17 protein-coding genes and 2 pseudogenes are annotated in these 23,164 nt (G+C 61.6%); 1 reads left to right on the plus strand and 18 read right to left on the minus strand.

Annotated elements, in window-relative coordinates:
• On the minus strand, positions 1-251 hold a 251-nt coding region (locus RBB18_RS17270), incomplete at its 3' end, for a hypothetical protein (RefSeq protein WP_306111740.1).
• A 367-nt stretch (positions 252-618) separates the two neighbouring features.
• On the opposite strand from RBB18_RS17270, the gene RBB18_RS17275 reads away from it, so the two are divergent.
• Positions 619-954, plus strand: coding sequence for a hypothetical protein (locus RBB18_RS17275; protein WP_306111741.1), 336 nt, complete (start codon positions 619-621; stop codon positions 952-954).
• Between the two features lie 111 nt (positions 955-1,065).
• On the opposite strand, the gene RBB18_RS17280 is transcribed toward RBB18_RS17275, so the two are convergent.
• From RBB18_RS17280 to RBB18_RS17350, 17 genes and pseudogenes are all read right to left on the minus strand, one after another.
• Positions 1,066-1,977 carry a DUF2493 domain-containing protein gene (locus tag RBB18_RS17280; RefSeq protein WP_306111742.1) on the minus strand — a complete coding sequence of 304 codons (912 nt, stop codon included), beginning with the start codon at positions 1,975-1,977 and terminating at the stop codon, positions 1,066-1,068.
• Between the two features lie 298 nt (positions 1,978-2,275).
• Positions 2,276-3,322 carry a toprim domain-containing protein gene (locus RBB18_RS17285; protein WP_306111743.1) on the minus strand — a complete coding sequence of 349 codons (1,047 nt, stop codon included), beginning with the start codon at positions 3,320-3,322 and terminating at the stop codon, positions 2,276-2,278.
• The gene (locus RBB18_RS17290; protein WP_306111744.1) at positions 3,319-7,716 is read right to left on the minus strand and encodes a strawberry notch-like NTP hydrolase domain-containing protein; all 4,398 of its coding nucleotides are present in this window, start codon (positions 7,714-7,716) and stop codon (positions 3,319-3,321) included. Before RBB18_RS17290 ends, RBB18_RS17285 begins: the two co-directional genes overlap by 4 nt.
• A 387-nt stretch (positions 7,717-8,103) precedes the next feature.
• Positions 8,104-8,862 carry a hypothetical protein gene (locus RBB18_RS17295; RefSeq protein WP_306111745.1) on the minus strand — a complete coding sequence of 253 codons (759 nt, stop codon included), beginning with the start codon at positions 8,860-8,862 and terminating at the stop codon, positions 8,104-8,106.
• A 106-nt stretch (positions 8,863-8,968) separates the two neighbouring features.
• Positions 8,969-9,136 (minus strand): hypothetical protein, encoded by a 168-nt coding sequence (locus RBB18_RS23210; RefSeq protein WP_371931674.1) that lies wholly within the window; start codon positions 9,134-9,136, stop codon positions 8,969-8,971.
• A 9-nt stretch (positions 9,137-9,145) separates the two neighbouring features.
• Positions 9,146-9,295 (minus strand): annotated as a pseudogene (locus RBB18_RS23215) (hypothetical protein); the annotation flags it as partial.
• Between the two features lie 168 nt (positions 9,296-9,463).
• Complete coding sequence (locus RBB18_RS17305; protein ID WP_306111746.1) at positions 9,464-9,901, minus strand: hypothetical protein; 438 nt, start codon at positions 9,899-9,901, stop codon at positions 9,464-9,466.
• A complete protein-coding gene (locus tag RBB18_RS17310; protein WP_306111747.1) occupies positions 9,898-11,931 on the minus strand; it encodes a hypothetical protein in 2,034 nt (677 codons plus the stop codon). Before RBB18_RS17310 ends, RBB18_RS17305 begins: the two co-directional genes overlap by 4 nt.
• Before the next feature lie 110 nt (positions 11,932-12,041).
• Positions 12,042-13,724 (minus strand): hypothetical protein, encoded by a 1,683-nt coding sequence (locus RBB18_RS17315; protein ID WP_306111748.1) that lies wholly within the window; start codon positions 13,722-13,724, stop codon positions 12,042-12,044.
• 140 nt (positions 13,725-13,864) lie between these two features.
• Positions 13,865-15,208, minus strand: coding sequence for a tyrosine-type recombinase/integrase (locus tag RBB18_RS17320; RefSeq protein ID WP_306111749.1), 1,344 nt, complete (start codon positions 15,206-15,208; stop codon positions 13,865-13,867).
• A gap of 276 nt (positions 15,209-15,484) precedes the next feature.
• Positions 15,485-15,625, minus strand: a pseudogene (locus tag RBB18_RS23220) (hypothetical protein); the annotation flags it as partial.
• Between the two features lies 1 nt (position 15,626).
• Positions 15,627-16,010 (minus strand): DUF6878 family protein, encoded by a 384-nt coding sequence (locus RBB18_RS17325; protein ID WP_306111750.1) that lies wholly within the window; start codon positions 16,008-16,010, stop codon positions 15,627-15,629.
• 78 nt (positions 16,011-16,088) lie between these two features.
• Positions 16,089-16,385, minus strand: coding sequence for a hypothetical protein (locus tag RBB18_RS17330; protein WP_306111751.1), 297 nt, complete (start codon positions 16,383-16,385; stop codon positions 16,089-16,091).
• 116 nt (positions 16,386-16,501) lie between these two features.
• The gene (locus RBB18_RS17335; RefSeq protein WP_306111752.1) at positions 16,502-16,882 is read right to left on the minus strand and encodes a DUF3768 domain-containing protein; all 381 of its coding nucleotides are present in this window, start codon (positions 16,880-16,882) and stop codon (positions 16,502-16,504) included.
• A gap of 126 nt (positions 16,883-17,008) precedes the next feature.
• Positions 17,009-19,174, minus strand: a complete 2,166-nt coding sequence (locus RBB18_RS17340) for a ParB/RepB/Spo0J family partition protein (protein WP_306111753.1) — start codon at positions 19,172-19,174, stop codon at positions 17,009-17,011.
• A 336-nt stretch (positions 19,175-19,510) separates the two neighbouring features.
• Positions 19,511-20,701, minus strand: coding sequence for an MFS transporter (locus tag RBB18_RS17345; protein WP_306111754.1), 1,191 nt, complete (start codon positions 20,699-20,701; stop codon positions 19,511-19,513).
• A gap of 3 nt (positions 20,702-20,704) precedes the next feature.
• On the minus strand, positions 20,705-23,149 hold the full coding sequence (locus tag RBB18_RS17350) for an FAD-dependent oxidoreductase (RefSeq protein WP_306111755.1): 2,445 nt from the start codon (positions 23,147-23,149) through the stop codon (positions 20,705-20,707).
• Positions 23,150-23,164 lie beyond the last annotated feature (15 nt).

Here is a 23,164-nt window from a genome sequence, read left to right on the forward strand (position 1 = left end):
ATTTGATGCAGTTCGTGGTCATTGCTCTTCTCCTTGTTTGCGTTGCAATGATGGTCACCTTGCAGCTGGCCAAGGCCCGGCCACACCGAAGGCGAAGCGTAGCGGAGAGGGGCAGGCGCCAGTCTTTTTGGTGCGCGAGGAATGACCCGCAGGGGCAGGGGAAAAAGATCGGTGACAACCTTTGTGGACGGGACGACAGCTGCGACCAGCATGTCATGCAACTCAGACAAAAGGAGAAGCGCGGTGGCCATGAAGGAAGGTGGGTGAACAGCCGAAAGTCAAGAACGCCAAAGCTATCCTTGCACAGTCACACCTGATCTTTCGAAATACACCACGACCCGTCGCAACGCGGCACCGGCCCGTATTCATTTCCTCGGTCGAGTCACAAGGGGCCTCGAGCAGAAAGCGATCTGACAGGCTGGAGAAGATGAAATGCCAGGGCGAGGAAACGCGAAACTGTCCCCGACGGCTTCAATCCCGGCCGCGTTGCGAACTTCGAGAATGTCCCGTATGGCAGCGCGAAACTGAGCAACGACGCTTGCGACTCGGAAGATCGAGCAATTGCTCGGGCCCGCTCCAATCCTGTTGCGTGTCGGCATAAGTGAAGAGGATAAGCTGTTGGACGACGCAACACCGAATGTGGTCGCCGAGGACGGCCTGCGCGACCTGCTCTCAGATGGCTATCTCATCGAGGTAATCTGCAACCAGACCGCCGAGAAACGCCATAACAGCTGGTATGGCTCCTGGGTCGTGCACATGGTGACGAAGGATGGTCAGGATGCGAAGATGCTTGTGACAAGCCGCAGCATCTTCAAATTGCGCGAGTTCAAGACGATCGTCGGATTGGTCAGTTTCCTGGCCGACATGGGGTGCCTCTCGGCGAATATCCCACTGACGGCCGGACGACGCGAGCGTCACAAGGCATCAGGAAGGCCCGCGACGGCAACCAGATAGGAATACTCATCCGCACACTCAGCAGTCTGACAGACCAAATCACGCAGAACTGTGAACTCAAAGAGCGAACCGCACAAGGCGCTCAGACTGATGTCATGTTAGAACCGGGGCCTAAGCCCCGATCCTCTTGATGCGGATCCCGAGCTTGCGGGCCTTGTCGACGATGTTCTCGGTGATGCCCGAACCGGGCGTTGCGATCAGACCCTGCGGCATGGTCTCGAGCATCTTGTCATTGCGCTTGAAGGGAGCCGCCTTGCCATGGCTCTTCCAGTCGGGCTTGAAGACCACTTGGGTCACACCGCGCGTATCTGCCCAACGGGCGGCGATCATCTCGGCACCCTTGGGCGTACCGCCATGCAAGAGCACCATGTCGGGGTATTTCGCATGGGTGGCATCGAGTACGGACCAGATTAAATCGTAGGCCTGATAGTCCCCGCCTGAGAAGGCGATCCGCGTGCCTTCGGGGCAGTGCACCTCGGTCTCCTTGCGGCGTTTGGCCGAGAGATAGGCGCGGCTGTCCACCACGGCGGAAGTGAGGCCGCGATGAGAGACCTTGGATCCTGTGCGGGGCAGCCAGGGTGAACCCGTGGCGGCCGAAAAGTGGTCCACGGCCAGATCGCGCATCTGCTCGAAAGCGTCGCGATGGTCCCAGAGTTTGAGCCCGATCATCTGGAGGCGCTCGAGTTCGACCGAGGCGACCTCGGAGCCGTCCTGGATGGCCAGACTTTCCCGGACCTCGAATTCGTTGTCGTCGAGGAGCTTCTGGATATGGGTGAGCCGGCGATGGAAGATCGAGGTGAGGGACCAGAGCATCTCTTCGAGATTGTCTTCCAACTGGCTGCCGGTGAGGAGGCCAGTGGTGGTGTCGAAGAGGGTCGCCATGGCGAGCTCGACCTCGTCGGGCTGGGGCAGGGGGCGGTGATCGGTCTCGCCGGGACCGGGCGTTGCGCCGTGAAGTGCGAGATGGTCGAGGATGGCAGAGGTCACGCCGGTCTCCTCTTGGATGTCTGTCTGATGGGGCATTGTCTGGTTCCTCTGTTTGATCTGACCCGATTTGGATGGGGCGATAACAGGACCGGCGGCGACCGGGCCGCATCCGTCAGGATCGGAGCAAAGCGGAGAATGCGCCGCGGGCCGGAAAATTGTTCCCGCGAGGAATGAGCCGAAGGCTCAGGGGAATTTTCCGGGTAGCGGCGCATTGCTGCCTGGGCGAGGGGCACTCAGCCCCAACCCGCCGGTCCATCGCTCCCCTTTTCCAAACGGGATCAGATCGAACCCGCGGAACCTTTGCCCCGTCGGGCATCACCGGGGAGGTTGGCGCTCACCCGTCCCCGATCTCCAGACCCTGCTCTTTCATGGCCTTGAGCAGAGACCGGCGCAGCGCATCCTTGCCGAAAGCCCGCAGATCGTCGTTGAAATCGCCCAACTGCGGCACTAGATCACCACCGGCAATTCCCTTCGATTCCAGTTGGTTACGCAATCTCATGGATGCGTTACGTCCAGCCTCGTCGTTATCCCGCGCGATCCAGATGCGCTGGATCCCCGGCGGCGGAATGAAGAGGCCGAGATGGGTAGCCGTGAGACAGGAGGCAAGGTCGAACTCGGGCAGAGCCGTGCCAACCGAGAGGGTATTCTCGAGACCTTCGCCCACGATGAGATCGGCGCGCGAGGTGCCGGACCAGAAGCGGATGGCATGACCGTGCAGCTGCCCAAGGATCCGTTTCGGGCTCTCGATCTCGGCCAAGCCGCCGGTGGACGGGGCGAGATAGAGCCGCGCACATCCGGTGATCTGGCCCCGATTGTCGGTGATCTTCGCGAGCAGGGCAGGGGCCCTTTGCGGCGGATCGGGATCGTCCTCACCTTTCCGCAGGAAGACCCGCGGGTGATAGCGCAGGGCCGGGCCAAGACGTGTGATCCCGCGCCCTTGCAGGTAGGTGGCAGCAAATGTGCCGAGCACCGGCTTCCCAGCGGCGAAGAGTTTGCGTGCCCGCGCGATGCGTTTGCGGGAGGCTACATCTGGGCGCTCAGCCCGTTGGGTTTCACGAGATACGGCAGGGCAGGGGGCCTCGCCGAGAAAGGACCGGGCCTCCCTCAGCGTTTCCTTGAGCGTGACCGACCCAAGCCGTTCATGTAGCAGGTCGATCAGATCGCCATATTGCCCCGTCGCATAGTCGGCCCAGGATCCGGCCTTGCGCCCACCCTGCGCTTGTAGGCGGATGGCGAGACTCTGCCCCTTTGCGCCAGAGGTGTCGCCAACCTGCCAATAATTGCCCTGCTTGCGCCCCTCGGGAAAATACTGGCGGCAGAAACTCTCGGCCCGATCAGCCAGATCGGCCGAGAGGTCTGCGATGCTGCGCCGCGCGCTCATGCGGCAACATCCGCGGCGCTGCCACCAACCGGATGCTCGGTGAGCACGCGCGCCAGCGCGTCAATACCGTCCACCGGAATGAACACCCGCGTCTTCCACTGGATCACCTCGGTGAAACACCCAATGGCCTTCAGACTGGGCAGGGCCGCGCCCGACGCGCCGATCAGCTCGAGCCTCGGCTGTCCCATGACCAGCGACCGGCGCAACTGGTAGCCGCCGAGCAGGCTGAGGGTCGTCTTCGCGTCCATGACCGCGCCGAAGACCTCCTGCGGCGTCATCTCGATCTGACAATCAAGACCGAGCCGCTCGTAGACGTTCAGAAGCTGCTCCTGGCTGACCAGGCGCCCAATGGCGCGCTCGCCGTCTTGGGTCTGCAGGCGATAGATGCGCATGTTGTCGGCGGGCAGCCGGTCCCAGATCGGCAGGAGCAACCCACAGATCAGCGTGATCTTCGAGATTGTAAACTCCGGCACCGCGTCGACCTCGGCCTGCCAGAGTTGTTCGAACATCGCATCATCGATCTCTTCCCAGTGTGATTTCGAGAACTCGGTGAGCGCAAGGATCTCGGTCGCCATGGGGCGCAGGAGCTTCACCCGCAGGATCGGCACACCGTCCTGGTCCATGAAGGCCGGCGCATTCACCATGAGTGCCGCGCGCTTGGACGTCTTGTTCCAGCACAGCGTCGCGCCCTTCGTATCGGCGCAGATCGCTCTAACCCGGGGCAGGGTCAGCGGATCGTTGCGATCAGTCCGCTCAACGGTCAGGGCGGTGGCCGTCGCCCCCGTCGCGTCGTGCTCGAAGATGACCTTGCGGTCGACAATCTCGAATTTCTCCGCGCGCAGGGTCTCAAGCCCGACGTCCAGCGTACCCGCTTGGCGCGCATCCTCGATGATGGCTGAGAGGAACCCGCCGAAGGCATCAAAAATTGCGTCCTGCATGTCGATGCGGAGAGCGAGACAGCGGTTCAGGAACTGCTGGATCGGCGGCAGGTTTTCTTTCATGGTGCCGTCCGCCTCATCGAGCGTCAGCCCGGTCATCTCCTGAAACTGCGCGTAGGAGCAGGCCTCGATCTTGCCCGCGCGCAGTTTGTAGAAAAACTGCCGCAGCGCCGCGCGCGCGTAAGGGCTCTCGAGGTTGTCCTCGGCGCGGAACATGTTCTGCCCGCCGGTCTCGCGCTGCCCCTTGGTGATGGCGCCGAGCGTGTCGAGACGCCGCGCGATGGTGGAGAGAAACCGCTTCTCACCTTTCACGTCTGTGGCGACGGGGCGAAAGAGCGGCGGCTGCGCCTGATTGGTGCGATTGGTTCGCCCGAGCCCCTGAATCGCGTTGTCGGCCTTCCAGCCGGGCTCGAGCAGGTAGTGCACCCGGAGACGCTGGTTCTTGGCCCCAAGATCGGCGTGATAGCTGCGCCCGGTGCCACCCGCATCAGAGAAGATCAGGATGCGCTTGGCCTCATCCATGAAGGCTTGCGTTTCACCAAGGTTGGAAGAAGCAGGGCGGTTCTCGACCTTGAACCGCCCCTCGCGCGTTGTCACAATGCGCCGCTTGCGCCCCGTGACCTCGGCCACGGCGTCCGCACCGAAATGCCAGAGGATCTGATCGAGCGCGCCCTGCACTGGGGCGAGAGCCCCCAGATGCTCGACAAGATCGTCCCGCCGCCGCTCCGCCTCACGGCAAATGATGGGATTGCCATCGCCGTCGAGGGCAGGGCGCGAGCGGAGGTCGCCGTTCTCGTCGGTGTAGGGCTCGAAGAGCTGCGTCGGGAACGAATGTATCAGGTAGTCCATGATGTTCTCGCGCGGCGTAAAATCGACCTGCAGGTCGTCCCAGTCCGAGGGCGGGATGTCTTCGAGGCGGCGCTCCATCACTGCCTCGCTGGTCGAGACCACCTGGATCACCGCCGCATGGCCCGCCGCCAGGTCCGCCTCGATCGCGCGGATGAGCGAGGGGCATTTCATGGCGGTGATGAGATGGTTGAAGAAGCGCTGCTTGTTGCTCTCGAAGGCCGAACGCGCGGCAGATTTCGCCTGGGCGTTCAGGGTGCCCGTCTCGGAGGAAATACCGGATGCCTGTAGTGCTGCCTCAAGGTTGTTGTGGATGATCTGGTAGGCATCGGCGTAGCTATCGTAGATCGCGACCTGGGCGGGCGTCAGCTCATGCACCAGCATCTCGTATTCGACCCCGGCATAGGAGAGGGACCGCGCGAGATAGAGCCCGAGCGCCTTCAGGTCGCGCGAGATCATCTCCATGGCGGCAATTCCCCCAGCCTCCATCGCGGCGACAAATTCGGCCCGCGTAACAAAGGGGAAATCACCCGTGCCCCAGAGACCGAGACGGGAGGCATAGGCGAGATTGCCGACGACCGTCGCGCCGGTGGCCGAGACGTAGAGCACGCGGGCGTCAGGAACCGCGTTTTGCAGCGCGAGACCAGCAAGACCCTGTTGGGACGCCTTCTTGTCGCCGCGCTCCGACTTCTCGCCCGCGGCATTTGCCATGGCGTGGCTTTCATCGAAAGCGATGACGCCATCGAACCCTTCGCCAAGCCAGGACGTCACCTGGTCGAGGCGGGAGGCTTTGCCCTCGCGCTCAGTCGAGCGCAGCGTGGCATAGGTGACGAAGAGGATGCCTTCGGGCAGACGGATGTCGCTCCCCTGTCGGAATTTCGAGAGCGGCACGATATCACTTTCGCGCCCGCCGAGCGCCATCCAGTCGCGCCGCGCATCTTCGATGAGCTTGTCACTCTTCGAGACCCAGACCGCCCGGCGACGCCCCTTCAGCCAGTTGTCGAGGATGATGCCCGCGACCTGCCGCCCCTTGCCGCAGCCCGTGCCATCACCAAGGAACCAACCCTTGCGCAGACGGAAGGCGCCTTCATCGCCCTCGGCCGCGGCCATCAGCTGGCCTTCGATCTCACCGCGCTTGAACCAGCCCTTGAGATGCGTCTGATGCGCGTTGCCCGCGTAGATGACGCTTTCGAGCTGCGGCGCGGAGAGGAGACCGTCCGCGACGAGGGTCTTTGGCAGGAGCGGGCGGTAGGTCGGGACAGGTGGCGGAACCGAGGCCATGGCGGCAGATTGGACCAGCGCTGTCGGATGTTCCGCCGCGCCGTCGATCCGGATCGCCTGAAGATCATAGGCCTCGTAGACCGTGTCTTGCAGCGTGCCCTCTGGTTCGCTCCAGGCTTTTGGCAGGTAGTCGAGCGGTGCCGTCTCGATGTCATCGAAAGGGTGCTTCGCGCGTTCTTCGGCGATGGCGCGGGTTTCCTTGCGTGCTGCGTTGCGAAGGGCGTGCAGGTTGGTCCGCGCCGCGGGTTTCGGCACCGCAAAAGCCGCGCTGGTGGGGCAGGGCGGCGGGCTGCGACGTTCCGGGCAATGGGTCAGAACTGACGCGAGGAGATCGGCCGTTGTCGCGCAGATCGGATGATAGGCGGCCTCGATGTCGACCGGTGCGGTCGCTTCAGCGCCAGCCGCGCGCTTGTCGATCACGGTGAGCCGCGTGTCGATTATGGTGCCATGCCGCGCGAAGACCTTGCCGTCGATTGCAGCGGAAAACACCACATCAGCGCTTTGTGCGATCCGCTGAAACGTCGACTGGAAGGATTTCGTGGAGGGGCGGAAGCTTTCGCCAGTGATGACGACAAGACGTCCGCCCGGCGCGAGGCGCGCCAGGGCGGAAAGCACATGCTGACTGGTTGCTTGACGGAACCGGCCTTCGACATGGTTCGCAGCGGAAAAGGGCGGGTTCATCACGATGACAAAGGGCGTGATGGAACGGTCGAGGCGGTCGTCAATCGCCGCGGCATCGTGATCCGAGACCACGGCACCGGGAAACAGGTTCTCCAGCAAGGCGCGGCGGGTCTCGGCAAGCTCATTCAGCGCCAGGCGCGCGCCTGCGATCCGGGCGAAGATCGCCAGCATGCCGGTCCCGGCCGAGGGCTCGAGCACCAGATCGTCGGTCCGAAACCGCGCCGCCAGCGCGACGATGGCGGCAAGAGGCAGAGGTGTCGAGAATTGTTGCAGACGGACGCTGTCCTCAGAGCGCCGTGTGTGGGAGGGGGCCAGACCGGCGAGTCGTTCGATCGTTGTGAGGAAGGCTTGCGGCGAGGATGCCTGACGTTGCACCAATGCGCCATAGCGCGAAAGCATCAGGATCTGCGCGATCTCAGCGGCCTCATAGGCGTCCTTCCAGACCCAGGCACCACTTGTATCATTCGCTCCGAAGGCATCTTCCATCGCGGCGCGCAGCACGGCAGCGTCGATGGGTTTGCCGGCCTCGAACAGGGGGACGAGGGTTCTCGCAGCCTGGATCAGGTTGTGGGCGAGGCGCGAGGCTTCCGGGCGGGCAGGGGCCTCGGCCTCGGGCGCAAGCGGGACGGAATGGGGGTGAGCGTTCATCGGCAATCTCCGGGGTTGAGGGTTGGCCCCGAGCCCCGCGCGCACTCTCTCGCCCGGGAGGGGTCACCCCTCCCGCCCTGCCTCTCGCTCTTTCATGGGATTGCTGAACTCCGTCCCGGCAGCGGAAAGTTATCCCCAGAATCTGGGGATGGGTCTGTGGGCGCTATCGCGGTAGTCCTTGTCGGCTTGGCGTATTACCAACTCGCCAAAGTTTTGGGCGGTTTGGGGCCTGCGCATCCGAAACGGTTACGTCGTCCACCGAGCGGCTGCTGACAAAACTTGGACAACCTTCGGGAAGAGCTTTGAAAAAAAGGCGGCATCCGGGAGGAGGTGGATGCCGCCGCTTAGCTTTGATCGGTTCAGGGAGGAGGAGAGAACCGATCACATTCAAAACATAGTGGTCATGCTGCGACCGCACAATAGCCGGGTCATGATACTTCTGCATTGCAGCAATGCGAGACCGATTGGGATTCCCGCAAGAAAGGGAGCGTATGCCACCTGTGCCGGTTCCCAAGGGTGAGCCCGCGCTTGAGCGGCAGCGGACTCGCGTGTTTGACTCGGCAACGGTGCTGGCACCTCCCGGCGCGCCTCGAGCAGACAGTCCAGCTCATAGTCGCCGACAAACCCCCAGCAGGCGTCGACCTCCTCGCCGTCCCGCTCGATGACATAGCCATAGACCCGCCCGCCGAGATAGGCGTCGTAGCTGACAATTTCTCCGCGCAGGATGTCTTCAGCCTTTTCGCGCAGAGCCTTGGTGACACGCTTCGCGCCGAACTCCTTCCGAACCGCCTCAAGCGTCACATAGATATAGCCAACCTGGCCGGAATCCCACGGGCAGTGGAATCCGATGGTGTTCATGGCGAGCCCGGAATGATCATAGAGAAACACGGGCAGCAGGATCGCCTTGCGCTTCGCACGGTGGCGCAACTGTTCCATCGAGAGATCGCTCTGATACGAAACACCGGCGAGGTCGCGCAGGAACGCCTCAGGGCTGTCGAACGGATGGCCGTCGCCAAGCCGGTATCTCCGATGCCAACAGATCAGCGTGCCGAGGTTGCACCACTCACGCGGGCTTTCCGTGTCGGTGTCATGGTAGATCTTGATAGTGTGGCCTTGGTAGGCCTCCTCGTAGACAGGGTCTTGCATGTCGTTATCCTTTCTTGAAACGCAATCGACCCGCCGAGCCAGCTGAGGCCGCAGGCGGGTCGATTTGGACGTGGTCAGATGGTTGGCGAGTTTGCCGCCCGGCGGATCAGGCGGCGGCGCGGTTCTGACGATGCTGGACGTGCTCGACAGAAACCTTCAGCAGCCAATCCTCAAAGCCGAGAATGGTCTGGTGATTGGCCACCGCCTCGATCCAGGCCGCGCGCGGATCGCTACCAATCTGCGTCGGTTCGTTGTCGATCCGGCCATTGGCCATCCACGGCTCCGGCTGAATGCGTCCGAGCCAATCTGCGAGCGACGGGATACGCCCCTGGCAGTCTTCGCGCACATGTTGCTCGCCGATCCAGCGGATCGGGACGACCCGGCCCGTGCTGTTGGTCAGGCTGTGTCCGAAGATCCGTTGGGCATCATAGATTCCGGCCGCATGTTATCTGGACAGTCAAGCTGTCTCTTCGGAAAAACCTCCTGCCCTCATTGAGGTTTTCCTGTTCGGCATGGGTGAGACAGTTCATGGGGGATCCCTCTCTTCTTATCCCTGTTTCACCCCCACCCTGCTCACCTCTTTCTCTTTCTGATTGTGACCTCAGGTGCCGCCCTGGGACGGCGGCCTGAACGGCAGGACTTTCGGGTCACCCCTCGCGATCTGCTCTTCCAGAACCGAGATCAGGCGGCGTTGTTCTTCACCCTCCAGCGCGAGGATCTGGATTTGTTGCGCCAGTGTTTTGGTGGTCGCGCGCAACTCGGCCATCTCGCCACCGCGTGCGGTCCGGAGTTCGGCTTCGAGTTCGCGGATACGCTCCTTCAAGCCCGCGACAGATCCCGACCGGAACCGCGCCTCCGCCGCACGAAACTCCGCAAGAACGGCGGTGGCCCGGTTGGCCGTTGCCCGGCTGACACCGGCCTCGCGCGCGAGATTGGCGACGGTGAGGCGCCCGTCGGTATGGACGGAGGTTCCTTCGAGCAGTCGCATCATGGCGGCGCGCAAGGCGTCTTCGGTCTTCTGACTGACGGGCCGTGTCATACCTTTGGGTCCTCCAGATGAGCGATCAGCCGCCGCTTTCGATCATTGTCCTGTGTGATTGCGACCTTCTGAACCGCTGACAGGGTGTTGCCCTGCAGGAGGCGCTCACCCTCTTCGATCGAAGCCTGCCAGGGCGACACATGACGCGTGGTCAGACAGGAATTGGGGCAGCGGTCCGGGCTGCAGCGCGAAATCACCGGGGCCACCGGCTTGTCGTCAGGCCGAAGGCAGAGGGCGCTGGCGGGATCGAAGAAGCAATCGTTCAGAAATCCGACATGCAGGGTCTTCCCAAGATGCGCCAGCATCGTTCGCAGGCGTTTCTGATCGAGGATGCGCCCGGGCAGATCACCGAGGGTATCCCGGATGTGGGAGAACTCCTGCTTGAGACGGGACGATGCCGGGCCGCCGGGCTCGTCACCCTGCAGGTAGGCCTCATAATAGGCGACCACATCGTCCAATTGGCCAAGCGCCCGTTCCTGCTCGACCGCCCGGCGAAAATCTCCGTGCGGCGCGCCGGCATAGCCCTCGAACATCGCCACGGAGGCATGCTTGTACTGGATTTTTCCGGCAATCACGCCGAAGGGGCGGTTCGCGATGTACCATGCGATGGTGCGCCGAAACTGCCGGGTGCTGAAATGCCATGGGCGTCCGTCGACATGTGGAATTGCGGGCGGGTTTGCGACCTTTGCATCCAGACCGTCGCGGAACATCTTGATGATCGGTGACGCCTGCGCGGCAAGGTAATCCGCCGTCCAATCCCATGGCTTCAGCGAGACCCAGAGGGATCGAAGATCACGGTCGCCGCGCGCACGACGCGACAGGGCTTCCATGGCCTCAACGGCTCGTGCGACCGGAGCGATGGTGATCCAGTCGGCGGAAACACCCGCCGCCTCGCGGTGCTTATAGACGTTGCTGCGTACTCGATAGCGCTCGATCAGGTTGTCAGCACTGCGTTCAACCGAAACGCAGCCCGGCTCCATGTCCTGCAACTCGCTGTCGCGCATGCCCGTCAAGTAGGCACAGACGATGTAGCAGGCCGCCTGCAGCATCTGCTCTTCATGTGGCAGGCTGTCCGTGTCGAAACGCTCCCTCCAGGGCAGGCCGGTATCGGGATCGAGGCTGATCGGGGTATCCATGCCGCCGACCTCGGTTCCCATCTCACCCGCCATCTGGTCCAGCATCCTGATGATCGCGGTAGACTTGCTGAGAGTCCCAGTTTGGGGGCACCCGACCTGAAGGCACATCAGCCTGAAATTATACGCGTTGCCTTCCTTAACATCGGGAACACCGCGGGTGGTGTTTGGACGGCGCTCCCAGATTGGCACGCCCCGCCCTTCCGCCCGGCGGGCCTCGAGCCAGGTACGAAGACGGTAGCGAAACCGTTCGTGGCGGGTCTGACGCGCATCCTCGGCAATAATCTGGGCAGCGCGGGCTTCAAGGCGATCCAGCTCTTCGCGCGCCGCGAGGATATCCGGGGCGAAGACATCGACGTATCGCATCGACCAGTAGAGCAAGGCGCCGATGACCGGTTCGGGGATGCGCGGCGTGGTGTTCTCCGAACTCGTCCGACTCCGACCGCTGACATTGCTTGCCGTGCGCCCACCCCAAGGCAGGAAGGGAATGCCGCCCCCGGTCACCCATGGCCCGAAATGATGGAGGTCAATGGGGACATCGACATAGAGGCGAATCTGGTGCGATGAACGTACGCCGTCTGCCCCCAGATGCGCCAGATACGCGTCCAGCACTTGCTGGTCGACGCGCGCCAGTTCGACGGAACCGATACGATCTTGCAGGAACTCTCCGAAATGGCGCAGGAACAGCAATGTGCCCTTTGCGGTCGAGGGGCCGCAAGGGCCCCGGTAGCTGCGCAGCGGCGCCTGAAGGCGGGCAAGCATATACTCCTTGGCGAGCCGTCGAAGCGCGGGGTCTGCAATGGCCCCGAAATCAACACGAAACGCGGCCGGACGCGCGTTGGCCCGAAACATCGCCGGACTGAGATCCCAGACATCGTCGCCGAAGCGGGACAGCATCAACCGCTCCGATCCCGGTCTGAGCGGTCTGCCTGCGAGGATGTCGGTGTCGTCAGGATGGATTGCCGATGGCAGCGATGGCCTAGCGGTCGTGAAGTCTGGATTTGCCCTCATGCGAAACCCGCCTCCGGGGGAAGGTAGATCTGTGCCGATTGACTGGCCGCGAGGGCACGCGCGGCGGCGAGATCGGGCTCAGAGAATTGAGGCAATATCTGCGCAGAGATCCTGTGGTGGACCCGCCCGAACTTCGCCTGCCAATCTGCTTCGGACAAAACCTTGCGCTGGTCCACCACGAAATCCAAAAACGCCATCAGCGCGGGAAGCTTGCGAGTGGTGATGACGCCGTTGCGGCATTCGAGGCAGCCCCAGAACGGCACCGGGCAGGCCTCTCCCGACGTGGCGAACGGGCTGCTGTAGAAGCCGGAACAGCTTGCCAGCCATACATCCTGTTCGCCTGCCAGCAATGCCGGAACATCGGTCGCCAAGCCCTCCGGAAAACCGGGCTGAGCCGAAGATGGAGCTGCCAAGACTTCGGCCTCGGCCTCCGGGGTCAACACGGTAGGCTGCAACGCATCTTCGAGAGCGTCCATCAGCGCCTCGGCGATCGTGGCTTCGTGGATCGGCCGCAAGGCGGGAATGTCCCCATAGTGGTTCGCAGCAACCTCGACGGTATGTCCAACCGCAAACCGGCGCACCTGACCGCCGGTCTTGCGATACCACGCAGCCTTGTGGGTCTTGCGCAAACGTGAGAGGCAGAGCTTCAACGGCTTTCCGTCATCATCCTGCAACCCGTGATGTTTGACCCAGACCTTTCTGGCCGATTGCATCGGCAGAACGACATCGGTCAGGCGGCCGCGGCAGTAATACGTGAAAAGCTGTTCGCTCTTGAGATGACCGCGCGCCGTTGCGGTCCACTGAATTGCGAGGCGCAGGAGGCCGCCTGGGGTGCCTGACCCTCCGTCCCGAACCCGCAGCCGCTTCCACTCGGCATGACGGGCGCGGCGCTTGCAATACTCAATCTCGACATAGCCGTTGGAAGGGTTTTTGAGACAATCGGCGCGCAAGGTTTTGATCGCCTCGATCTCGAGACCGGTCTCCAGCGACAGCAGAACGAACAGAGCAATCAGGTCGCCGAGGAGCAGATGCCGTGTGCCATGCATCCTGTCGCTCAGTCCCTCATTCGAAATCCCTGCAAAGTTCCGCGCCGCGTAGAGTTGGCGGAATAGGAAGCTCTTGACGGTAATGAACCCGACGCGGTCGATCTCGGCGAAGGCGTCCATCTCTAACCGATCGATCCGCGTCTCGCACTTCTGTACGGGCATCGACCGAAACCGCTGCACGATCGCTGCGACGTCAGCGCGCGCGGCCGCCTTCAGGTCCGCCCGGACATTGTCGCTGTAGGCATCGCGCGGGCGCGGCGGTACACCCGGCCGCGTACTGACATAGAATAATCGGCGGGAAGCCTCTTCGGAAAGGCGGCCTGGTTCGCCCGAATCCGCCAACCGCAGCAGCATCACTACATCTCCCATCTGGTGGCGGCGATGGTTGGGATGCTGCCCGCACTCATCCATCCAGGCGTCGAAGCCTTCGATGGTAGCGACATCAATCTCGGCAAGCACCTGTACGGATGAGTCCGTCGCATCGAGATAGCGCCAGAACCGATGGATGGCTTCGGCCAATGACATGGCGGTGCGAACGGTGCCGGCGGGGCCACCGACCTGACATGCCTGCCAGAGTGCCTGCGTGAAGGCCCGCGCAAGCGAATTGCGACCCGGCAAACGCGTCAGGTCCATCGTCGCGGTCCGTCCGGCCAGGGTAATCTCGAAACGGCCCGCGGCGATGGCAATGGCCGCAGCGGGGCCGGGATCTGGAAGGTGTTCGGGAAAGCTTGCCCTCCGTCCCGGGCGGGGCTGTGAGACGCGGGCTCTCCCGGTCATTGTTCGTCCGCCATGAGTTCGTCGGTCCAGCGATCCGCCGCCGCATCGACGAGTTCCTGCGCCTCGGCAAGGCTGTCGAGATAGATGTAGGTGCTGGTGATGTTCGCGTGGCCGAGGAGGTGTTGGAGATGGCGGAGCGGATCGCCAAGCATCTGGCGATAGGCAGCACCATGCGCATCGGTCGGGTTGAAGATCCTGCCCACCTGTTCGCGGATCAGCATCGACAACATGTTGACGGCAAAGGTGTGCCTCAGCATGTGCGGCGTGACAGTAATATCGAGACCGAAGGACTGACATCGCTGGCTTGCCCTGCGAAAAGCAACCTCCCAGGTTCCGGACGACACGGGTTGACCACGCTCAGTGAGCCAAAGCGATGCGTGTTCAGGCATCCCATCAGGCGATCGCAGCAGCCGTTGGCGGTCTTGTGGCCGGAGCTTGGTCAGCGCGATGCGCCGGCCACTGCCATCGATGGCGCTGCGGCCATCGGGTGACAATACGAGGGGGACGCCCGGAGGAGGCGACGCCTTGGCGGCGGCAACGTGGCGCTCGATATCGCAATAATCCCCGATCAGCTTGAGCACACGGCGCGGCAACCGGATGCGGCGCGGGCGTTCGCCCTTGGTGATAGCGCCCGGAAGATCGAAAAGAAGTATCCGCGGGCTGTCCGACGTCAACCGAGGCAGTTCGTCGATGATCAAGCTGCCAGCCTCACCGAGGCGCATCCCCGTTGTTACGAGCAGTTCCGCGAAGACGGCATTCCGCTGGCCATTGCGGCCGCGCCAGGCTGGGTCCTCGGACCCGTCCGGCAATCTTCCTCTCAGGCCGATATCCCGGAACGCGAGGTAGCGGCCGATATCGACGAATTGCATGTCATGCGGGCGTGCGGCACGTTCCCGCGCCCTGTTGCCCTCAACCACCTTGGGCGCTCCCCGCCCTTGCCCATGACGAAAGGACAGGTCGTAACGAAACGGGGAGGATGCGATCAGGCCCTCTTCGAGCGCCCATCGATACAATTTGTCGAGCGCCGCGATCGCCCTGTTCCAACTGGATGCCGAAATCCGGAACGGTGCATCCGACAAACGCCGTGCATGGTGAAACGCGATGACATCGTTGTAATCGGCACGCCAAAGCTGCTTGCCACCACGCCGTTCTTCCAGAAACCGCATCCAGACGAAGATGTCATGGGCGTAGGCGCGCAAACTGTGCCGCGAACGCACCCCCATGGTCGGACAGGCGCGAAAGAACCGGTTCACTGCATACAAGTAGCTTCCGTCTCGATCAAGAAAGAACGGCATGCCATCCATCAGGCCGATCCTGCCAGCGGCCTCGGTCAGGGACACGGAAAGATCGACCGAAACGCCTTCGACGGAAACGGGCGCGCGCAGCGCCGATCCATCGGTGAAATAAAGCTGCGTCATCCATCCTCCAAAGGCGTTCGCGTCCAGCAAACGACGCCCGCGACTCCAGTTGCTCTAAAACCGAAACGCCGCCAGCCCCGTCCCTACGGCCCTTTTGATGGAGAGCGGGCCGGGGCTGGCTCATCTCTCAATCCAACGGTTCCGCATAACCCGCACAATGCACAGGAATAAGACGTTTCCATAGAGTCAGGATAACGTATGATGGCGATAGGCTCTGTGAACAAAGAGACCTAGGTGCTCTTTGGATGAGTCAAACCAATCATGCACATGCTGGTAATCATCCGGAACACCGCCGAATTTTCGGGCCGAGCTTTCTGCGTGATGGAGGGGATGTGCCATGTCAGAGCCCCTCGTGTTCGGTGGTGTCGGTCTCGATATAGCGGTTCGAGTGGCTGACATCGATCTTGTCCGCCTCGAGTGCCCAGGTCAGTTCGCCATAGCCGCCCTCGTTGTTCTCGAAGCCCGGGCTCAGCGCATAGGCGAAGTCCCAACCGAAGTCTTCGACGCGGCGCCGAAGATTATCCGTCAGGGTGATCGTGCCAGGTGTCACGACGACATCCTCGACATTGCCTGAATCGCCGTAGCCTTCGTATTGCACCTCGATGCTCGTCACTCCGAGAGCGCGCAGCTCAGAGAGAAGGGCCGCGCGGGTCTCGACCCGTTGCTCCACCGCAAGTCTCTGGGATTCGAGCATCTGCGCGTAGAAATCAGTCGCTTGTGTCATGTCTTTGGTCCTTTGGAATCGGGGGGAGAGGTGGGCGACCGCTACGCGAGGCCGCCCCGGTGGTTTACTGTGCGGGCTTCAGGCAGCAGCGTCGCCGCGCAGCTCACCCGTCCGGTCAACCAGGTTGAAATAGAGGTTCTCGGTCGCGCGCTTGAACCCAGGCGGTTTGCGCGGGGCGAGACAACGCACCGAAGCACTGCAACTCTCACCGTGCTCCATCGCGAACTGCGTCACCTTGTCCATCAGGTCATCCATGCCCGCGGCCTGGATGCGCTTTTCGGGGTAGCTGCCCATCATCTGGAACTGGGTGACGACGAAGGCGCCATCGCGATGCGCGGGATAGAGGGTGATCTGGTAGTCGACTGTCTTGGCCATCTCTGGTCTCCTGCGGCAGGCCGGACGCGATCATCGCGCCCCTTGGAACCGGCCAGCCCGAAAGGACCGCCCTTTGTGCAAGGGCGGTCCGGGGCGGTGAGTAGTAATTGGAGGCGTCAGTATTCCGACGGGAGAAGCAGGGTCAGCACGCGACGCGTCTGCGCGGGATCAGAGGGCTCGGGCGAGCCGTATGTATAGTCGACGTCATATAGATCGACTTTGAACCAGACCGTCGTGCCATCGAGGTCGATGACCCCCATCTCGTGCCATCCCTGCGGGTCGCTGTCGGCATTGAACCCGTCGAAGGCGGCAACACGGCGGGTCAGTTCCAGCTGCGCATCGATCCCAAGCGCCGCGACGCCACGTGTCATCACGAACTGGCCCTGCGGGGAATCGGCAACGGGAGGATTGCCGAGGATAGAGTGTCGAAACGCATCATTCTGCGCGGCGATCAGTGCAGCTTCCCGAACGGGATCGAGGCCGAGGGTTGTGGTCATGGGATGTCTCCGAGACGGGCCAGCCGATCCGATATCGGCTGTAGGCAACCCGCCAGCCGGAAAGGGCCGCCCTCGATATGAGGACGGCCCAAAGCTCATGTCGTGATCGGATCGACAACCCTTCCCTCAGGCTGCATCCCCACTGAGGAAGGCGGGCAAGGACGACGGTTCCTCGCTCTCGACATTTGTCAGAGGATCTGCGGCGGGCGCGACGCCTTCCTCGGTCTCCGGCGCATCGCCAACCGTGTTGGCATTGGCCTCAGTTGCACCAGCAAACAGCATCCCGTCGGGCAGCCACCGCATCGTCTTCGCAACCGTGGCGGCGTCAAAACCTTCCGTCTCGCCGGCCGTTTCCGCGAAAGCCCGTTCCATCGCGGCTGCGAGATCGCCCTTTCGCTCGCGATTGCGATCTTCGGCGTAGTCGTCGCCGATCTTCTTGCGCGCCGTGGCCACCGCATGGCCTTTGTTGACCCGACCCCAGTAGTTCTGCGCGGTCGGGCGCCAGCAGGCTGCAACATCGACATCGAGCCGCGCGCCGATCTCCTCGATGATCGGAGAGGGGCGATTGTCGGAGGAGAGCTGCGGCTTGATCGCCAGGCCCGTCGCCCAGGCGAACAGCGCCTGCTTGTCCGCGATGGGCAGCGCCGACATCGCCCGGAAGTCATCGGGTTTCTCCAGCTTCATCCAGTCAGTGGCGAGATCCTGTTCCAGCGCCTCGAGCATCTTCTGTGCGACTGTGTCCGCATGCAGCATCTCGCGGTTTTGCGCCTGGAAAGGCCGGATCGAGATATCGAGTGCCTCGTTGTTGTAGGACCGCCCCAGAGCTTGCTCGCAGAGCGCGTAGAGCATCGCGTCGAACGCCACCTCGAAATCCGCCACCAGATGCGCCCGCAGGATGTGCTGACGCGTCGCGCGCAGATCATCCGCCAGGCTCGCCGAAATCCCATCCGCCTTCCGCAAAGTCGCGGCCGGATCGGAAGTCGGTACTGGCGTCGAGGAAGTGGGCGGCGTCACGTGCGGGCGGGCAGGGGAGGGGGCATCACCCGCATCAGCACTATCCTCGTCCGGCTCGGGCGCGGTGGGAATATCCTTGGGCCGCACTAGGCCCTTCTCGACGCGCAACGCCCCGTCATGACCGATGGTCAAAACCACGCCGGCGATGGCGCGGTCCTCATCAGCATAGGGTTGCCGCTCGCGCTGCAGGGTATCGATCTCGCGGAGGCGCGGCTCGATAGCGTAATATTCTTCAGTCTCGGCGTCGGTCCAATCCTCGCCATCATTCTGCGCCGCCAGTTCTTCCTCCCGCGCGATGAGACGCTCCTCTTCGGCAAGCAGATCCGGATCGGGCTCGATGTCCTGCGGATAGACCCGCCCGAAACTGCGAAACGCGCCATAGTCCACCGAGAGATGCACCTCGACCCATTTCCACGATCCCTCGAAGGTTTTAGCCGCAGCCTGCAGCTTCTCGATGGCGAGGCGCTCGAGAAGCTCAGTGTTTTCCATATGGGCGCTGGCACGGTCGTCGAAGAGATCGCGCAGCAGGACACCGCCTCCCGCCTCATATGCCTCGATACCGACAAAACGCCCAAGGCCCGAGTTCGCCGAATGCGCCGTCTCGGTCAGCTGGCGTTTGATGCTTTGCGGATGGACGTGATAGCCGCCCTTCACCGCGTTCCAAACCGCGAGCTGGCGATCATGGTCGTCTGTCAGCGTGAAGGCCATCACGCATTCGAGAGTCAGGTCGCCCGCGCGGAACTGCTCGATGATCTCGGGGGCGACACGGGCGAGTTTCAACCGGCGGCGCACCAGGTCGACCGAGACGCCAAACTTCAGCGCGATCTCGTCTTCACTTCGCCCCTCGGCGATCATCTTGTCGAAAGCTTCGAACTGGTCGGCGGGATGCATCGCCGCGCGCTGGAGGTTTTCTGTCGCGGAGGTGAGGACGGCGTTGCGCTCATCTTCGACGAGGCAGGGCACCGGGTGATCGGCAGGAATGGCGCCATCTTCAGCGAGCTGTTTCAGCGCCTTGAGGCGGCGACCTCCGGCATCGACCGCAAAACGTGTCTCAGACAGCGCATGAACCACCAGGTTCTGCTTGATGCCCGTCTCGCGAATGCTGGCAAGAAGTTCGGCGTCGTCGCTGGCGCTCGCGGCTACCTTGCGGACGTTGAGAGCACTCGGCTCCAGCTGGTCGAGCGGGATCATTCGGATGTCGGCGGCGCCGTCAGGCGCGGCCGATCCGGATGCTTCGGTCTTCTTGGAGGTGGTGGGTTTCGGACGGGTCTTGGCCATGGTCAGAGTCCTTGTCACGCCGGACCCGGATGAGCCTCTCTCTATCCTTTCAAGCCCGGCACCCGGGCTTCCCTTTCTTGAGCTCTTGCCGGTCGAGAATAGTCGCGTTGGTTCAAATCCGAAGTGACAATTGTTCATGAAAACTCAATGCTGCACGAAGGACCGCCATTGGGACGCTGCTACCCTCGCTTGAATTTCCAGGCACAGAAACCGGTTGCCAAGTAGCGTGAAACCAAATGCATGTACGCGAATTTGTGGGGCGGTCGAGTCCCGCGCTTTCAAAAATCAATCGCAATATCAAGCGCTATTTCTGATTCGACCATGCTTCAATCAGTACTAGCGCTTCATCATGAGCGCAAAGCTAAAGTAGATAGAAGCGATTAAACCCACGAAAGCCAATACAGTGGTGACCGCAAGCGGGACCGAATAGGAACCTGTTTGGGTATATAGAAGCCCTCCTACCCAAGGAGCTATCAGCCCAGCGAGGCCATATGAGAAGATCATTTTACCATAGACCCTCCCAATCTGCGAGATGCCGTATTCACGCCCGATCAATACAGGTATCAGCGACGCCGAGCCACCAAAGCACAGTCCAACAAATACGGTCGCTACGCAAACGATCAAGAAGCTGTCCGAACGTATCATCAATAACGCAGCGACCGTAAGCAAGCAGACAAAAAACAACGCACTTCTGCCTTGAACCCAATCGACAAACCTGCCACCAAAAATGGATCCTATTATATATCCTAAATTCAACAAGCCCGCGCCTAGTCCAAGAAGCCTACTTGGAACGCCAATTTCTTCCAAGATACCGGATATATGCGAGATAGTTAACAGCCCGGCAAAGCAAATTGCGAAGAAACAGTAGGACATAATCGCAAAGCGAAGCGTAAAGACTTCAGAGCCAGTAGGCTCTTGAATTTCTTCTGTAGGCGTCAGAGAAGAACCATCAATTTTAGAAACAACAAAAACTCCGAGCAGAAGTATTCCGAAACCGATGACAAGAAATGATGTCGCTGGAGAACTGTGCAGAATCGCCCGTGCAAAAACGCTAGAAATAAGGATCCCAGACAAGGCAAAACACGACACTATGACACCAATCGCTAGGGAACGATTTCGCTCTTTTGCGAATTGAGCCATTTCAAGCGCGAACCCGTACCCCAAGCCTGAGCCGGTCCCAAAAGCCATGCCATAGCCAATAATAAGCGACGTCAATGTTGGCCAAAAGCCAAACAGAAAGTGCCCGCCACCAGCCAGTGAAAAACAAAGCAAAGCAGTGCCGCGTAAGGTCAATCTCGTTGATACTGCCTTTTGTAGCATCATTCCCAGCATGAAACACGCCAGTGCCAATGACGGAGCCAAGCTTAACTCAGCCCGGCTCAGCCCGAGATCCCTTTCCATCGGTAACAGGAACAAGCTCCACGCATACATTACACCCATGCAGCTGTTAGTAAGACAGCCAATCAGCACTGGGGGAGAAAGCAGACCTACTCCCAGCGCGTCATTTCCGTCACCTCTGCCATTCATTGTCTACACCTTGATCCTCTCGTTCTTTGGGTCCAAGAAAGGTGAGAGTGACGCAGTTGCCTTGTAACGTTCACAGGCGATCTCAATCTCGAATCCACCGGCATTGATGAAGTCGCGAGTGACACCGTCGGCGTTATAGATGTATCCCATGCCCATCGATCGATCGAGCCTGTGCCCATATCCACCAGAGGTAATAGATCCGATTATCCTACCTTCCTTGTAGATTGGCTCTTCGTGATAGAGCATCTTTCGACATCCGTCGGGCAGTTGGAATTGTACAAGCCGCTTTGTAGGCACACCGGCGTCTCGCGCACGCAAGAGAGCATCACGGCCGACAAATTCAGCTTTATTATAGTCCACGGCAAACGAGAGCCCCGCCTGGATCGGAGTGTCTTCTTCGCCAATGTCATGCCCCCAGTGCCGATAACCTTTTTCTACCCGAAGGCTGTTGAGCGCAAAGAACCCCGCATGGCTAAGGCCAAATTCCTGACCGGCCTCGACGATCTTGTCGAAGACATGCATCGCGAAATCCGCCGGGATATAGAGTTCCCACCCAAGCTCGCCGACAAAGGTCAGCCGACTCGCCCTGACGGTCGCATATCCGACGGCAATCTCCTGACTCGTCCCGAACGGGAAGGCGGCATTCGACAGGTCGGCACCGGAAACCTTCTCAAGCAGCGCACGGGATTTGGGCCCCATAATCGCTAGCATCGGTAGGCCGGGCGTAACATCGGTGACAACGACAGCCGCATCGTCGGGAATGTGGCGGCGCAACCACGACAGATCGCGTGTCTGGCTGGCGGCTATGGTGACGACTAGATAGGCTGTTTCTGAAAGCCGGGTGATCGTGACATCCGCCTCGATACCCCCGCGCGGGTTGAGCCACTGGGTGTAGACGACCTTGCCCATAGCAACATCAACATTTCCCGCTGACACGTTGTTGAGAATGCGGCAAGCGTCTCGGCCCTCGACCCGGAATTTCACATAGCAACTCTGGTCGAAAACGGTCACGGCTGATTGCGTGTCCAAACATTCAGCGCGCGCGTCTTCGAACCAGCTTTGCGGGCCGAAGGAATAGCCGATCTCAGTCGAGCGGCCATCGCGCGCGAAAAAGCCCGGCCGCTCATATCCGGCAGCTTCGGTCATCGAGGCCCCGAGAGCGACAAGGCGGTCGTGAAACGGGCTTTGGCGCACATTGCGCGCGGTTTCATATTGCTGGTAAGGCCAATGCATCTTGTAGAGCAAGCCCAACGTTTCCTTGGTCCGGTCGAAGAGATAGCTCTTGTTCGACTGCCAGGAATGCATGCGGCGCACGTCGACATCTGCCAGCTCCATCGGCGGGTGACCGTCGTTGATCCAATCCGCCAGCGCCTTGCCGACGCCACCGGACGACAGGATGCCGACCGAGTTGAACCCGCAGGCGCAGAACAACCCCTCAACTTCGGGCGTCTCTCCCAGAAGGTAGCGGTCATCGGGCGTGAAGCTTTCGGGGCCGTTGAAGAACAGCTGGATACCCGCGTTAGCCAGCGCCGGCACGCGTTTGACGGCCATGTCGAGGATCGGTTCGAAATGATCGAAATCCTCGGGCAGGCTGTCGAAGCAGAAGTCCTCGGGGATGCCGTTGTGCCCCCAGGGTTTCGCTTCGGGCTCGAAGCATCCCAGCAGCAGCTTGCCAGCGTCTTCCTTGTAATAGGAACACTCGTCGGCGACGAACAGCACCGGCAGTTCGCGGGGCAGATCGGGCATCTGCTCGGTCACGATGTAGAAATGCTCTGCCGCGTGGAGCGGCAGGGAGACGCCGCTTTGCGCCGCGAATTCCCGCGACCACATGCCACCCGCGATGACGACGCGGTCGGCGCGGATCTCGCCATCGGCGAGTTTCACGCCCCGCACCTTTCCGTTCTCGACGATCAGGCGCTCGACCGGGGTCTGTTCGAAAATCCGCGCGCCGCGCATACGCGCGCCTTTGGCCATCGCCATCGTCACGTCGGCGGGATTGATCTGCCCGTCATTGGGCATCCAGATGCCGCCGACGATGTCGCCGACTTCGACCAGCGGCCAGCGTTCGCGGATTTCGCCGGCGGAGACGACGTCGGCCTCGAGCCCGAAATTTCGGGCCATGGACACGCCACGTTTCAGTTCCTCGAAGCGCGCGTCATGCGTGGCAAGGCGCAGCGCGCCGTTTTGCTTGAAGCCCGTCGCCTGCCCCGTTTCCGCCTCCAGATCGCGAAACAGCTCGCCGGTGTATTGGGCAAGCTCTGTCATGTTTCGCGTCGCGCGGAGCTGCGTCACTAGTCCAGCCGCATGCCAGGTCGTGCCGCTCGTGAGCTGCTTGCGCTCGCACAACACGACATCGGTAATCCCCAGCTTGGTCAGGTGATATGCGATGGAGCAGCCCGCAACGCCGCCGCCAACGATAACCACATCTGCCTTGTTTGGAATGCCCATAAATGTAGCTCCTGT

The organism is Roseovarius sp. MMSF_3298 (assembly GCF_030733705.1).
GTDB lineage: Bacteria > Pseudomonadota > Alphaproteobacteria > Rhodobacterales > Rhodobacteraceae > Roseovarius > Roseovarius confluentis.